This window comes from Granulicella mallensis (assembly GCF_014203225.1).
In the GTDB taxonomy this organism is placed as follows: Bacteria; Acidobacteriota; Terriglobia; order Terriglobales; family Acidobacteriaceae; genus Granulicella; species Granulicella mallensis_A.
The window spans coordinates 169083-182420 of the sequence record NZ_JACHIO010000006.1; the positions used below are offsets into that span (position 1 = coordinate 169083).

General features: G+C 59.3%; 15 protein-coding genes and 1 tRNA gene. 3 read left to right on the plus strand and 13 right to left on the minus strand.

Annotated elements, in window-relative coordinates; translation table 11 throughout:
- Nucleotides 1-23: 23 nt before the first annotated feature.
- The 10 genes from HDF15_RS08565 to HDF15_RS08610 all read right to left on the minus strand — a co-directional run bounded on the left by HDF15_RS08565 (nucleotide 24) and on the right by HDF15_RS08610 (nucleotide 9456).
- Nucleotides 24-332, minus strand: a complete 309-nt coding sequence (locus HDF15_RS08565) for a type II toxin-antitoxin system RelE/ParE family toxin (RefSeq protein WP_184254623.1) — start codon at nucleotides 330-332, stop codon at nucleotides 24-26.
- Nucleotides 329-610 (minus strand): type II toxin-antitoxin system ParD family antitoxin, encoded by a 282-nt coding sequence (locus tag HDF15_RS08570; protein WP_184254625.1) that lies wholly within the window; start codon nucleotides 608-610, stop codon nucleotides 329-331. The genes HDF15_RS08565 and HDF15_RS08570 overlap by 4 nt, the downstream gene beginning before the upstream one ends.
- A gap of 51 nt (nucleotides 611-661) precedes the next feature.
- Nucleotides 662-2335 (minus strand): AsmA family protein, encoded by a 1674-nt coding sequence (locus tag HDF15_RS08575; RefSeq protein ID WP_184254626.1) that lies wholly within the window; start codon nucleotides 2333-2335, stop codon nucleotides 662-664.
- Nucleotides 2336-2518: 183 nt separating this feature from the next.
- The gene (gene lepB, locus HDF15_RS08580) at nucleotides 2519-3370 is read right to left on the minus strand and encodes a signal peptidase I (protein ID WP_184254628.1); all 852 of its coding nucleotides are present in this window, start codon (nucleotides 3368-3370) and stop codon (nucleotides 2519-2521) included.
- An 89-nt stretch (nucleotides 3371-3459) separates the two neighbouring features.
- Complete coding sequence (gene lepB / locus HDF15_RS08585; protein WP_184254631.1) at nucleotides 3460-4320, minus strand: signal peptidase I; 861 nt, start codon at nucleotides 4318-4320, stop codon at nucleotides 3460-3462.
- A 109-nt stretch (nucleotides 4321-4429) separates the two neighbouring features.
- Nucleotides 4430-5182, minus strand: a complete 753-nt coding sequence (lepB, locus tag HDF15_RS08590; RefSeq protein ID WP_014263554.1) for a signal peptidase I — start codon at nucleotides 5180-5182, stop codon at nucleotides 4430-4432.
- The gene (gene rnc, locus HDF15_RS08595) at nucleotides 5179-6048 is read right to left on the minus strand and encodes a ribonuclease III (RefSeq protein WP_184254633.1); all 870 of its coding nucleotides are present in this window, start codon (nucleotides 6046-6048) and stop codon (nucleotides 5179-5181) included. Before rnc ends, lepB (HDF15_RS08590) begins: the two co-directional genes overlap by 4 nt.
- Before the next feature lie 86 nt (nucleotides 6049-6134).
- Nucleotides 6135-7982 carry a lipopolysaccharide assembly protein LapB gene (locus HDF15_RS08600; protein ID WP_184254845.1) on the minus strand — a complete coding sequence of 616 codons (1848 nt, stop codon included), beginning with the start codon at nucleotides 7980-7982 and terminating at the stop codon, nucleotides 6135-6137.
- A gap of 68 nt (nucleotides 7983-8050) precedes the next feature.
- Nucleotides 8051-8764, minus strand: a complete 714-nt coding sequence (locus HDF15_RS08605; RefSeq protein ID WP_184254635.1) for a zf-HC2 domain-containing protein — start codon at nucleotides 8762-8764, stop codon at nucleotides 8051-8053.
- Nucleotides 8761-9456 carry a sigma-70 family RNA polymerase sigma factor gene (locus tag HDF15_RS08610; RefSeq protein WP_184254637.1) on the minus strand — a complete coding sequence of 232 codons (696 nt, stop codon included), beginning with the start codon at nucleotides 9454-9456 and terminating at the stop codon, nucleotides 8761-8763. The genes HDF15_RS08605 and HDF15_RS08610 overlap by 4 nt, the downstream gene beginning before the upstream one ends.
- Nucleotides 9457-9884: 428 nt before the next feature.
- Here HDF15_RS08610 and HDF15_RS08615 point away from each other — a divergent pair.
- A tRNA-Ala gene (locus tag HDF15_RS08615) sits at nucleotides 9885-9960 on the plus strand.
- 132 nt (nucleotides 9961-10092) lie between these two features.
- Here the strand turns inward: HDF15_RS08615 and HDF15_RS08620 are convergent.
- From HDF15_RS08620 to HDF15_RS08630, 3 genes are all read right to left on the minus strand, one after another.
- Nucleotides 10093-10494: a nuclear transport factor 2 family protein gene (locus HDF15_RS08620; protein WP_184254639.1), complete on the minus strand. Its 402-nt coding sequence runs from the start codon at nucleotides 10492-10494 to the stop codon at nucleotides 10093-10095.
- Between the two features lie 177 nt (nucleotides 10495-10671).
- On the minus strand, nucleotides 10672-11064 hold the full coding sequence (locus tag HDF15_RS08625) for a DUF427 domain-containing protein (protein WP_184254641.1): 393 nt from the start codon (nucleotides 11062-11064) through the stop codon (nucleotides 10672-10674).
- A gap of 20 nt (nucleotides 11065-11084) precedes the next feature.
- On the minus strand, nucleotides 11085-11852 hold the full coding sequence (locus HDF15_RS08630) for an SDR family NAD(P)-dependent oxidoreductase (protein WP_184254643.1): 768 nt from the start codon (nucleotides 11850-11852) through the stop codon (nucleotides 11085-11087).
- Nucleotides 11853-12188: 336 nt separating this feature from the next.
- Between HDF15_RS08630 and HDF15_RS08635 the strand changes: the two genes are divergently transcribed.
- Both HDF15_RS08635 and HDF15_RS08640 read left to right on the plus strand, forming a co-directional pair.
- Nucleotides 12189-12743, plus strand: coding sequence for a TetR/AcrR family transcriptional regulator (locus HDF15_RS08635; protein WP_184254645.1), 555 nt, complete (start codon nucleotides 12189-12191; stop codon nucleotides 12741-12743).
- Nucleotides 12744-12841: 98 nt separating this feature from the next.
- On the plus strand, nucleotides 12842-13294 hold the full coding sequence (locus HDF15_RS08640; RefSeq protein WP_184254647.1) for a GNAT family N-acetyltransferase: 453 nt from the start codon (nucleotides 12842-12844) through the stop codon (nucleotides 13292-13294).
- Nucleotides 13295-13338: the final 44 nt, after the last annotated feature.

Consider the following 13338-nt stretch of genomic DNA (forward strand, 5'->3'; position numbering starts at 1 on the left):
CCGTTAGGTCTTGACGGCTTGCCTTAGATCTCGTCTAAAGCAGCATCGAGATTGCGGCCTCCATACAGAATTCGGAGGATTGTTACGGTGTCCTGTCCAACATGAAAAGCAACGGTAGCCCGACGCTCAAAACCCGCGACTCTGATGCCTGGTTGAATATCTTTGTGATCCGCACCACGCATTGGAAGCATACCGAGTTCATGGCACCAGGTCTCAATTCGCGCGATGTAATTCATTGCACGCTCGTAGCTGGAATGATCTGCGATATAAATCGCAAGATCGAGCAGGTCGTTTTCTGCGTTGGGTGAAAAAACGACGCGATATACCTTCACGCAATCTTCTTCCTGCGTTGCGCAAGCTGATCGCGAATCCCAGCAAAGACTTTTTCAGCCGGAATAGCACGAGACGGATCAGCCTGTAATTCTTTGTACGACTGAAGAACATCATTGCGCAGCCAGTGTTCGACGATCGTATCGCGCTCTTCAAGCGCACGCAGACCGGCACGAACGACCTCACTTACCGAAGCATAAGCACCAGAATCGACTAATTTGTCGATGTATTGGCTCTGCTGAACAGGCAAGCTAACCGTACGTTTTTCCGTAGCAGGCATGGAAAATCTCCTCTCGACGACAGTATGATTATTTCATACCGCTCCGTAGATTTACCGTCTCTTGCCGGACCGCTTCTTCTTCAGTGGCACATCCGCCGCAGTAGACACACATCTCTGCACCCCGCCCCAGGACCGTGAACAAGACACAGACAGGTCACGCGATGTCTCGGGCGCAGCCTTTCCGGGAAGAGCTTCCTCCAGACCATCGCCCAGTGGAGGCAGGAATCCTGCAAGCGTCTTCACCTGGGCCAGGCTGGCATTGCCGGAGAGATGCAGCACGTAGCCCGCAGGATCGGCATCGCCCGACAGGGTAACCTGTGACGCTGTACCGAGCCGAAGCACGGTGGGCTGCAGTTGAAGACTCGCAGAAGGATTGCCTCGCGCAGAGACAGTGGGCAGTGCTACCTGCCCGTTGAAGACGGTAGGCGCGGGCGGAGCAATCGTGCGCGCACTGCTATTCGAAGGAGCTGCGGGGAGCAATGTCGCGCGAAGGTTACCCAGCAAAGAGGCAGAAGAACGGCCGGCCACACGTTGGATGTGTCCGTCGATCCTGCCATCCGGCTGCAGCTCAGGCGAGATCCGCTGCGAAAACAGCTTTGCCCAGTCGAGCGCCCAAGACAGCGGAACGGCATTGATCTCAAGGCTGCCAGCGGCTTCATCCGGACGTTGCAGATCGATCAGCGGCGAAGTCAACACGATAGGCTGCGGTCCGGACGTCGGCAGCGTGCAGGTAGCCTGCATCGCCGTGATCGTCACCACCTCGGCCTGTGCCGTGCAGTGCGCGGAGACATCCAACTGCTTTGCGGGGACGAAGTCCGCGCGGCGCAGGTCGGTCAGGTGCACGTCCGTGGTCAGGTTCGCCGCGCCAAGCCGCCCTGTCAGGGTCGCCCCCATCTCCATCGTGCCGCGCCAACCGGCGTCGTGCCCGGCGATCAGGAGGCTGGCCTCGCCCATCTGCGCATGGGCCCAGCTCGCGGTCAGATTCAAAGGGACATCCGCAAACCGTGCAGCGCGTTCCAGTGTCCCCTCAAGCCGCATCTCGCCCGTATCGGAGGCGTTAGTGTCCGTACGCGCCGGGGTGCCCTGCAACCGCACACTCCACTGCTGCGGCGAGGACAACCACAGGGCGAAATCCGTATCGGTCAGGGAGAACGGCATCTTCTCCTCTCCGAGCTTGATATTCACCCGGGCGCTGGTGGCTTCGATGTAAGGAAAGCGCGGTAACGAGCCCGCTTTGCGCTGGGCGGTGGGGGCCGTGTTCGCGTGTGCGGCCTGCATCAGAATGTCTTCAAGGTTCCAGCGGCCCTGGGCGTTGCGCACGATGTTCAGGCTGGGATGATTGCCATCGCTCTCAATGAAACGGATGGTCGAGAACTCCACCTGCCGCCGCCACAGGGAGCTGAAGCGCAGCCGGGCTTCTACCTGGTTGGCGCGGATCACCGGCTCGGAGCCGAACGCCGGATCTTCACTGACGACGAGATTGTTCAGCGTAAAGCCGGGCATGGGCAGCAGATGCAGCGTGACGCTGTCGAGATGAACCGGCCGGCCCAGGCTCTCGCTCATGCTGGTGGCAATGCGGTGCCGCAGACGGTTGACGTTGAGCAGTGGCGGCGTAACTACCAGCACCAGCAGCACGAGTACGACGACAGCGGCGAACACGAGCCGCCGTCGCGCTACAGAACGCGGCGGCAAGTCATCTTCGATGTCGGAGGTGTGCTCGGTCATGGGAGTTACTAAAGCCTGCTGAAGACTTGGACGTGTACAGAATACGGTTCATTTTGAGGAGTACGGCTCTTCGACCGTACTCCAACAAGAGGGCTGCGGGTTTCGTCGCTGGTGTCCTGGAGTTCCATGGGGCTCACAAGACCATGCCCTTCAGAACTCCGAATTGTCCATTGAACCACGCCTCTAGCGAATGACATGCAAGGTGCGGTTCCAGCGGGTTCCATCGAAGATATGCAGCATCACGTGGAAGACGAAGCCGATACGGTCGCCCATGCTGGTCTTATCTTCCTGGTCAGCCGGCGTCTTGAACGACCAGTAGACAAATAGGGGCCGGCCCATGATGTTCTCCTGCGGAACGAAGCCCCAGTAACGGCCATCGAGGCTCTCCGTGCGGTTGTCACCCATCGCGAAGACGGTGCCCGGCGGAACGACAAGGTCGTCGCCCTGGATATGGCTGGGCAGCTCAACGGCCCATAGGGACGCATGGTTGTTGATCGCCTGCTCGCTGATCCCGGCCACGTCGGAGGGGAAATCGTCACGGTAGGGGATATAGCCGTGCTCATAGACGCCGTCGTTCGTGGGCATCCCCGCATAGGGTTCGTTCTGCGCCACGCCATTGAGATAGACGATGCCTTTGCGCAGGTGAATGCGGTCGCCGGGGAGTCCAATGGCGCGCTTGACCAGGATCAGGTCCGGCGTCTCCGGGTTCGGCTTGAGGAAGACGATGATGTCGCCACGCTGTACCGGGCGATAGTGCACAAAGGGAGCCCATTTGGTCTGCGGAGCCAGCGTAGCGCGGTCGACGACGACATGATCGCCGATGAGCAGCGTCTTCTCCATCGAGGCCGAAGGGATCTCAAAGTTTTGAAAGATAAAGGACATCACGAAGAGCCCGACGACCAGCACCGTGCTGATGGAAGCCAACGCCTCGAGCGGCGTCTCGGTGCGCTCCTGATTCTGTTTCGTGTCCTTCGACTTTCCGGCGGCAGCGTCGTTGCGCTCTTCGGCGACCGGTTCCTCTGCGCTCTTGTTCAACTCGGTGAGTCTCCTCGTAGCAAATAGCTCTGTCAGTGTAACCTGCGAGGCTAGGGACGGCGCATACTTCCCTTCTCCATGGAATCGCCCTAGCGAACAACGTGCAGCGTACGGTTCCAGCGAGTCCCATCGAAGAAGTGCGTCACGGTATGGAAGATAAAGCCGATGCGGTCCCCCATGCCGGTCTTATTCTCCTGATCCTCGGGTGTTTTGAACGACCAGAAGACGAACAGCGGGCGCCCCATGATGTTCTCCTGCGGCACAAATCCCCAGAAACGGCCATCGAGGCTATTGGCGCGGTTATCCCCCATCACAAAGACGTTGCCCGGCGGGACCACAAGATCGTCTCCCTGAATAAAAGCAGGCAGTTCATCAACCCAGGAGATCGTTCTGTTGGCCCACGCTCTTTCATTGATGCACGCCTGCTCCTCGCAGCCCTCAAGAGCCTTCAGGTTATTGCTCGCCTGTCGGCTGAGACCTGCAAGATCCGACGGAAAATCATCGCGGAACGAAGCATAATTGTCGTCGCCGGGCTGGATGGCATAGGGTTCGCTTTGGGCGACGCCGTTGATATACACCACACCCTTGCGCAGATGAACCTTATCGCCCGGCACTCCAATGGCACGCTTCACCAGGATCAGATCCGGTGACTCTGGATGCGGCTTCCGAAAGACCACGACATCGCCGCGCTGGACCGGACGGTAGCGCACAAAGGGAGCCCACTTTGTCTGGGGAGCCAGCGTGGCACGGTCGACGACAAGATGATCGCCGACCAGAAGCGTGTTCTCCATGGATCCGGAGGGAATCGCGAAGTTCTGAAAGACGAACCCCATAAGAAAGATCCAGATGACGATAATCGGGCCGAGGGAAGCGATGGCCTCCAGGGGCGTCTCGTCAGGCTCGGCGACCGGCTTCGCTGCACTCTTGTTCAACTTGGGGAGTCCGCTCATGGGCAAATGGCTCTGGTCAGTGTACCGTGCGGCAAGAATTTCCCGGGCGTGTCATGAAATTACGCGGAGCGCCATTGGATGACGCCCTAGAATCTAGAGAATTAGCTTCCTACCGAAGCACGCGAATCCCCTGCCAACGGTCGCGCAACCCCTCCCAGAACGATCTCCGAACGGACGAATCCGCGTTCGGTGGCGCAGCCAGGGAAAAATACACCACCAACGGCCGTCCCACGAGAGCGTCACGCGGAACGAAACCCCAGTAGCGACTGTCCTCACTATCGTTGCGATTGTCACCCATGACAAAGTAGCGGCCCGGCGGCACGACGATCTCGCCATTGGCCACGATGCGCCGCAGCTCCGCCCACCAGCGCGGATCGACGTTCGGGTCCGCACTCCTCATGGAAGGAAAATCGTCGCGAAAGCCATCGGGCTGGGCCTGGTTATAGACCGCGTAGGGCTCGGCCAGCGATGCCCCATCGAGCAGGACATGCCCGTCGCGCAATCGCAGATGGTCGCCCGGAAGCCCCACCACCCGCTTGATCAGGTCCTTGCCGGGCTCCGGCGGGTAGTGGAAGACAACCAGCTCGCCGCGATGAACCGTCGCCGCCGGCAAGATGCGGTCGAAGACTCCTCTGGGCGCGCAGGCCTGCTTGTTCACAAGGTAGAAGTCGCCCACCCGCAGCGTCGGCTCCATCGACCCCGAAGGGACGCGGTCCGGCTGCGCGATGAAAGTGGCGAAAAAGATGGCGAGAACCAGGATCTCCAGCAGAGCCTGCAGATGCGGCAGCACCCCGTCATGCACCCCCTGAACAGGGCGTGCCGGTGCGGCTTCCACGGTCTCCGGCAGTAGCTCCTCGTTCAAGCATCACCTTTGGGTGGTTTGATGGGCCGGGGAGGCAGGCCGTTTGCCTCCCACTGCGCCAGCGCGAGCTCCGCAGCGCGTTGCTGGGCCTCTTTCTTGTTCGAGCCCTCAGCCGCGGCCAGCGTACGCGTCCCAGCCTCCCCTTCAAGCTGTGCCTCCACCGAAAACCTGCGCTGATGAGCCGGTCCGCTCTGGGCCGTGTCGACGTAGCGCAACCTGCCCAGCCCTGACGCCTGCACACGCTCCTGCAAGACCGTCTTGTGGTCGCGCAGCGCGCCGCGTCCCTCTTCTCCGGCCAGCGCCGCCCGCATGGTGTCGAGATCCGGCTCCAGCACATAGCGTTCGACGATCGCTCTCACCGCCTTGAGCCCTTTCGCGCCTGCATCCAGATAGACCGCCGCGATAATTGCTTCGACCGCATTGGCCAGCAGCGCGGGCTTTTTACGGCCGCCGTTCTGATCAGCGCTTTTGCCGAGAAACAGCTGCTCTCCCAGCCCAAGCGCCAGACCGACCTCGGCCATGCGGGCGCGGCTGACCAGGATGGAGCGCAACCGCGTGAGCTCGCCCTCCGAGCTCTGCGGAAACTCCCGATAGAGCGCCTCGGTAACCACCAGGCCGAGGATCGAGTCGCCCAGAAATTCGAGCTGCTCGTTGTCGGTGCCGGGTGGATTGCGCTGGTCGCGCTGGTCGGGATGAGCCGGCAGGATGACGGTGGGGACACCGTGGCGAGCCTCGTAGGTGTGCGAGCGGTGCGTCAGTGCGAGCGCGAGCAGCTCAGGCCGGGTAAAGCGATGACCGAGCAGGCGTTGCAGTTCGTCGATGGGTTCGATCTTAGGTGAAGTTTTACGGGTGCGCCGTGTCGTCATCGCCCCTCCGCTGTCTACTTTACGCGTCAGGATGACGACTGTCTTCGTCTGCTCTTCGTCGCCATCCTGGGCCCTGGGTGTATCCCCTACTTCGGCGCATCCGCTGGTTTGTAAGAATCCTTCTCGGCCTTCCCTGTCGGGTCGAAATCCTTGTCGTCGTTACTGACAGGGGGCCGGTTCGCGCGCTGAGGCAGGGCGAACGGCTTCGAAATACCGTTCTGCGCCGCCTCTTTGGTATCCGGGCGGCCATCGCGAGCAGCCAGTGCAGCCTTGTACTCAGCAACGGCATGGTCACGGTCCGGCGGATTCATTGAGTCATACAGACGCCCCAGATAGATATGGCTCCAGGCCAGCGTTCGCGGGTCCTTGCTCTGCTTAAGCGTGTCCTCAAAGTTCTTCATCGCCTCCCCTGGCTGCTTCTCCATCAGGGCGATGCGCGCCAGCACGTACTCCGCCCGGCCATGGTCGCCCTTCGGGTTGGCCAGCGCTTTTTCGGCGAGATCGGAGGCGTCTGCGGTATTGCCCTTGGCCAGATCGAGTTCGGCGAGGTCCATTCCCTCGATCTTGCGCGGCGCGGTATGCGGACGCAGCGGATCGACCGAAGTCTCCTTCGAGAACACGATCTCCTGGGCATGCTTGCGCTCGCGGTCTACGTCCATGCCGTAGATCATGGGGGCAATCTCGTCGCGCAGGCCGTCGCCGTTCTTGGCCATCAACTGCAGGGTCTGGTAGAAGTAGCCCGTCAGCACCCATCCATGTTGCTCGTCGGAATCCACCAGCTTCTGCCGCTCCAGCGCCGTCTCACGGTTGTAGACGTCCATGGCCGAAGCGTAGAGGTCCACCGAAGCGCGCTCTTTGTCCGCAGGCTTGACAGGTTTTGGCTCGGCAATCTCATACATATGCGCCTCGACCGCCTTGATCAGGCACTCGGTCATCAGCGCAACCACGTCGCTCTTGTAGAAGAACTCCAGCGGAGCATCCTGTACTCCACGCAACATCGGCTGGATGCGCTCCATCGCCGAGCCGCGGCTGTAGACCATTGGCTCGATCACATAGTGCAGGTAGATGTGGCGTATCTGGTCCATGCGCACCGGGTCGCCTGCACTGTTATCCGGCGAGGTCACGATGATGTAGTCGGTGCCATAGATGCGCGCGTTCGTCAGACTCGGCGAGAGCATCGGCTCCAGCAGCACGAGGAAGCGGCGGCCGTCATAGGTGCTGACCGGCTGGTGCAGATAGATATTGGTATTGAGGATGGTCTTCACCATCGGCTCATGCACGCGCGCCACCAAGGCCTCGTACGCGGCACGATGGCGCAGCCAGATGAGATGCAACTGGGTCTCTTCGGCAAACGTGCGCAGCAGCGGCAGCACGTTGACTACCTGCGTGGCCTGGGGAGGCAAGTCGGCTTCATCCACATTCGGAGTGAGTTCCGGCGGCGGGGAAAGATAGAGCGAGAGCGAGACATACTGCCCTACATCAAGCCCCGAATCGTTGAGATGATGCTGCGTCACATAGGAGCAGAGAGCATCACGGCTGGCGCGGGCCGTCTCCGAGGCGGCAAGGGCCTCATTCATCTCGGTCCGCACCTGCGCACGCACCGGCGCGGACCTGTCGAGATCGGCATCGTATCCGCAGGCATTGAGCGCGGCAGCCATCTCAAAGAGCGGCTCGCTGACCTCGAGCGTTACCGCGGAGCCGCCCTCTTCGATCTGCGCGGCACGCGGGCGCGCCACAGGATTCGACTGATCGTCCTGGTTTGGCCGTTCCGTATGTTGATCATTAGGGCTCGTCGATAGAGAAGAGGAGCTCGAAGAAGATGAACTGGAAGAGGAGGAGTTGGGGTTCTGCGCAAAGGCCGCAAAGGAGCTCGCAAGCAGAAAGGTCGCGCCAAAGAGCGCAAGCCGGGACGAAGGTCGGGAGGTGAGGATCACGATACTTGTTCGACGCACCCCACAAGTCTATGGGAAGCGCACGGAAAGCGGGCGACTCATTGCGTTACCTAGCCCCGCACCGAAACTCCGGTATAGGTCATCACCACGTGCCCGCGTACCGGAACGCCAAAGACGGTCGCCGGCTTGAAGACGCTGGAGAGCAGGTTCTGCGTCACCCTCAACTGCACGGCCAAATCCTTGGGCCCGTCGATGATCGAATAGTCATACACCCGTCCACGCGTGTCGACCATGGCCTCCACCAGGATAGGAACCTCGCGGCCCGTCTCGATCGGCTGCGGCGGCACCTGGGAGTACAGGTAACGCGGTGCAATCAGGTGGGCCATCTCGTCGTCGTTGGCCTGGACAGTAATGGGCGCGCCAAGCATCCATCCCAGGCTGCCGAGCAGCACGATCGCCGCTGCGAACCCACCTGTAACCCGCAGTGCCATGGGTGCAATCGAGATCTCCCATGCGGCCAGGAATCGGCGGGTCAACGAGAGATGTGTCCCGTGCTCGCGCTCTACGGCAATGGCCGCACGCAGGCGTTCCTGCAACCTCATGGGAGGACGCGCCGGGCCCAGGTCGGCCAGCGACCGCTGAATCTCACGCCACGCGGTAAACTCCGAGGCGCACTCGCCGCAACCGTCCAGATGGTCTGCCATGGCAGCCATTTCGGCGCCGGTCATCGCGCCATCGAGATAGGAAGAAAACTCCAGTCGCACGGACTCGCACGAATTGTTTTTCTGCTCCGGATTGAACTGGTTACTGCTCATCGAGTTCATAGCGTCCCTACTTCCGGGTGCCCCACCTTCGCCGCGTCACGATTGCGGCTGGGGTGGGCCTGTTGTCCTTGCGGCCGAGTCGCTGCATCCTTCAGGAGCGCCTCGCGCAGAGCGGCGCGGCCTCGCGTCAACCTGCTCTTCACCGTGCCGAGGTTCACATTCAGAATCTCGGCAATCTCTTCATAACCGAAGCCTTCAATCTCGCGCAGTACAACAACCTCGCGAAACGGCTCCGGAATCGTCCGCAACGCCGCTTCGACATGCGTACGCGTCTCGGAGCGGGCCACACACTCATAGGGAGAGGCGTCCCCCGTGGCCAGTGCATCGGCCAGGCAGAAGGTCTCGCCTTCCTCGTTCTCCAGCGGAGCATCGATGGTCAGCTCCTGCCGCTTGTGCCGGCCCCACCAGCGACGTTGGTTGCTGGCCTCATGCAGGGCAATGCGATAGATCCAGGTGCGCAGGCTGGCCTCGCCATGGAAGCCGGAGATGCTGCGAAAGACCTTGACGAAGACTTCCTGGGTCACATCGGCGGCATCGGCCGGATCGCGCAGGCTGCGTGCAATCAGGGAGTAAATAGGATGGCTGTACTGTGCAATGAGCAGCGCAAAGGCCTGCTCGGAGCCCGCCTGCAACTCGGCGACGAGACTCTGTTCTTCTGCCCGGATTCCGATCGCGCTTGCCAGATCGCTCATCGCCGTCCTCAACCGGGGCCAAAGGCCCGCAGCCACTGCGTATCTATTCAACGTAGGCCCGCAGAGGTCTATCTGTCCAGAGGTACAACATCCCATCACGCCGAAAACGCCTTACTGCAGCCCATACGGGAGCCCAAAATCAGATCAACAAGAAACCCGGAGCAGGAGCTGAAAACTGCGCCGCCGGCGGCCGAGTGCTCGCTCACTCTGCCATCTTTAGACACCGCTTATGCCGGCTTTGTTCCGAAGGGGATGCGCCGTTTGCGTCGCAGATTGTCGCTTTTTGAGGGAAAGGCCAATCTCTCTGCTCAGGGCGAGGCTCGCGGGAATATTGGACGGGTGCGATTTCTTGAAAACTGCCCTGCGAACGATACCGTTTGACTTGTCACTCCGCATCCGAGAGAATAGGTAAGTCCTTCCCTAGGAGTGGGCCTGTGGCGCAGCTGGGAGCGCGCTTCCATGGCATGGAAGAGGTCATCGGTTCGATCCCGATCAGGTCCACCAAAAAATCCAACAACTTACGGTTTTCGTTAAATTCCTGAGGGTCCGCTAGGGGTCTTCAACAGGAAAGTGCCCCTTCGTGCTTCTCACCTTGTAAAAGAATCTCGAACGCCTTCAAGACAATCGCGATGACTGTCACCTGGGGAATGTGTCGCCAAACATGGGGAGGCCGCTGACTGATTCGGCCCTAGTCGCCTCGTCCTGCAAGACGTCCCAATGCTCCTGAAGGACACCGTCTTCGAATCGGACAACGTCAGCGGCAATCCAGGACGCGGGTCTTCCGATTCCTGAGAAACGGCCATGCGCGATGACGTAGTCCCCTTCTGCGACGATGAGTTGGTTTTCGTAGTGCAACGTATCGGGCGACGAACGGACCAGGGCGAACAGTCCTTCGCGTCCCGGCGCGATGTGTGCGCTGTGCTGGATGTACTTCGGCGACCAGAAGCGTTCCGCTGCCGCGTAGTCGCGTTTGTTGAAGAGAGTATCGAAGGCTTCGAGAACGATCACTTTGTTCTGTTCGGGTGTTGTCTTTGGCATGTTCAGCTCCTGGGTTTTCGCTCTTGGGTTTTCGCTCCTGGGTTTTCTTACGATGATTGGCAGGTTGGGTCATCGGAATAGCCGTGCGGCCCCGAGGCATACACGGCTTCCCAATCAACCTCAGCAAGAGGAGCATTCTCGGCAAACCTCTGAACCAGGTCGAGCGGCTAAAGGTATTTAAGAAATCACTTCAATGGCATCGACCCGCGTGGGATAAAACGCCAGATACTCCTTGATTTCGGCGACTGCCTCATAAGGCTTTTCGTACGTCCAGACGGCATATTCCGATTTCGCCCCACCCAGAGGAATGCTGTAGTACGTGCAATCTCCCTTGTAGGGACAATAGGTGTAATGCGTAGTCCGAACGAGCAACGACATGTCCGCATCGCTGCGTGGCAAGTAGTAGACGGGTGGGTATCCCTTCTCTTCCAGCCGAAGTGCTCGTTTCGATTCAGCGACAATTTTTCCAGCGACCGTTACACGAATCGTGCCTTCAGCCGGAGAAATGGTGATGGGATGATCAGGGCCAGGAATCCTGATCTCTTTGCCTTTGCTCGAAGTGTTATCCATTGCGCTCCTCACGTTGTGAATCAAAGTTTCGAACCACCATCGACAGGAATGCTGGCACCTGTAATCCAGCGCGCAGCATCGGACGCCAGAAAAGCGACAACGTCGGCAATATCCTCGGGTTTGCCGATTCGCTTCAGCGCCTGCATTCCCAGAGCGACCTCGCGGCCTGCTTCTGTCTTCGTAAAGTTCGACATGTCCGTGTCGATGACTCCAGGAGCAACAGCATTTACGCGAATGCCACCTGGCCCGAGAATGGCGGCCCAGTTCCTGACCAGAGTTTCAAGTGCCCCCTTGGTAGAGGCGTAGGCAAGCACGGAAGGGTTTTCCAAACCGGGCTTGCCTACCACCGTACGGGCTACAGCAGAGGAGATAGCAACAATGCTTGAACCTTCACCGAGAACGGGCAGGAGCTGCTGCACGAGGAAGAACGGGCCTCGAACGTTTGTCGCAAAGAGATTGTCAAAGTCCTCTACCGTGTAATCCGCGATGCGAGCCAACTTGCTGATCCCGGCATTGAGTACCAGCACGTCCAGCCGATCGCCAACAAGAGCACGCACCTGTTTGGCGAGCAGCGCAGCGCCCTCCGCAGTTGCCAGGTCCGCTGAAATCGCATCTGCGCGCCCGCCCTTCCTCTGGATCTCAGCTACAACAGACTCGGCTTCCTGTTTTGAGCGGCCATAGTGAACCAGAACGTGCGCCCCGGCCGCAGCAAGCGCTATTGCCGTCGCGCGGCCAATACCTCTCGATGCGCCCGTCACGAGCGCCGTTTTATTTTCAAGTGTGATCATTGTTCTCTCTCTTGCCCTTTCACCTAACGGATAGGTCGTTCCTTAGACCCATGAGTGGGCCGGTACGGTTTTCAGGCCTTCATTCCGTCATCTACTGTCAGATTAGCCCCGTGATGTAAGAGGATTCCGGACCAACGACGAATGCCACCTTGTTTACCAGCTTAGACATAAATCTCCTTTGCTTTCCGATGACGATCCACCACTCCACTGCTTCAACTGACTGCAACCTGATTCCGGCCTGCCAGACGGTTTTGAACCGTTTAGTTCTATACGATGGCGGAGGCGTGGCAAGGATGCAATATTGAACTATTTAGTTCTTTATCGGAGAATAGATGCATGGGGCGTCCGAAGAACTTTAGCCGGGAAGAAGTGCTGGAGAAGGCAATGCCTGTCTTCTGGAAGCATGGGTTCGCGGACACGAGCCTCCAGGACCTGGAACGGGCCACAGGTGTGAACAAATCAGGTCTTTATACCGAGTTCCGAGACAAAGAAGATCTCTTTTTAGCTTGCCTTCGGCACTATCTTGAGAGCCAGGACAAAAGAGGACTTCTCACGAAGGAGCCTCTTGGCTGGAAGAACATCGAAACGTTTCTCAAGAATGGTCCCCTTAACAAGGGGGAACAGCAGGGATGTTTTGCCATTAACTCGATGCGGGAATTCGCCATCCTTCCGGATGAAGCGTATGGCGCCATTACCGGGAATCGAGCGTTGCTGCAGCATCTTCTCGCCCTGAATATCGAAGCCGAAAAGCCAAGGATGGCTCCTTCTGCCATTGCGGAGATGGTTCTGTCCTTCTTTTCTGGATTGTGCATCGAGCGCAACCTGAAATCCGGCAAGGCCTCGTCCGCCCGCAAGGTCGACAACTTCATGACCGCCCTTCGCAGTCTCTAATGAATCTACTTACCCGCATAGCAACTCTTTCATCAGCAGATGAATGGGAGAGAGTCGGCGTTCACGCTATGGCATCTCGATGGCGGTAAGCTAGGTTGATGGATGGCATCACCATACGCGAAGCAACAGAGGACGATTTGTCCTCCATCCTCGGCCTATACGCTGCCGCCGGGATCGGCGATAGCGGTAACTTCACTGCCGAAGAGGCCCGTGCGCATTTTGCCAGGCTCAAACAATACCCTTCCTTTCACGTCTTCGTGGCGTTTCTCCATGAGGTTCCTGTCGGCACCTACGAATTGCTCATCATGGATAATCTCGCCAAGCGTGGGAGAAAGTCTGCCGTCGTAGAAGATGTGGCTGTCGACCCGCAGCATCAGGGCCAGGGTATAGGGCGCGCCATGATGGAGCATGCCCGCAAGCGGTGCCAGGAGGCCAACTGCTACAAGTTGACCCTCTCCAGCAATCTGAAGCGCGAAGAGGCGCACCGCTTCTACGAAGCACTCGGCTTCGAGAAACACGGCTATAGCTTCCAGATCCGGCTCCACGATTAAACCTTGCAGCTTCGACGTATGGTGGACGGCGAGAGAGCACCTGA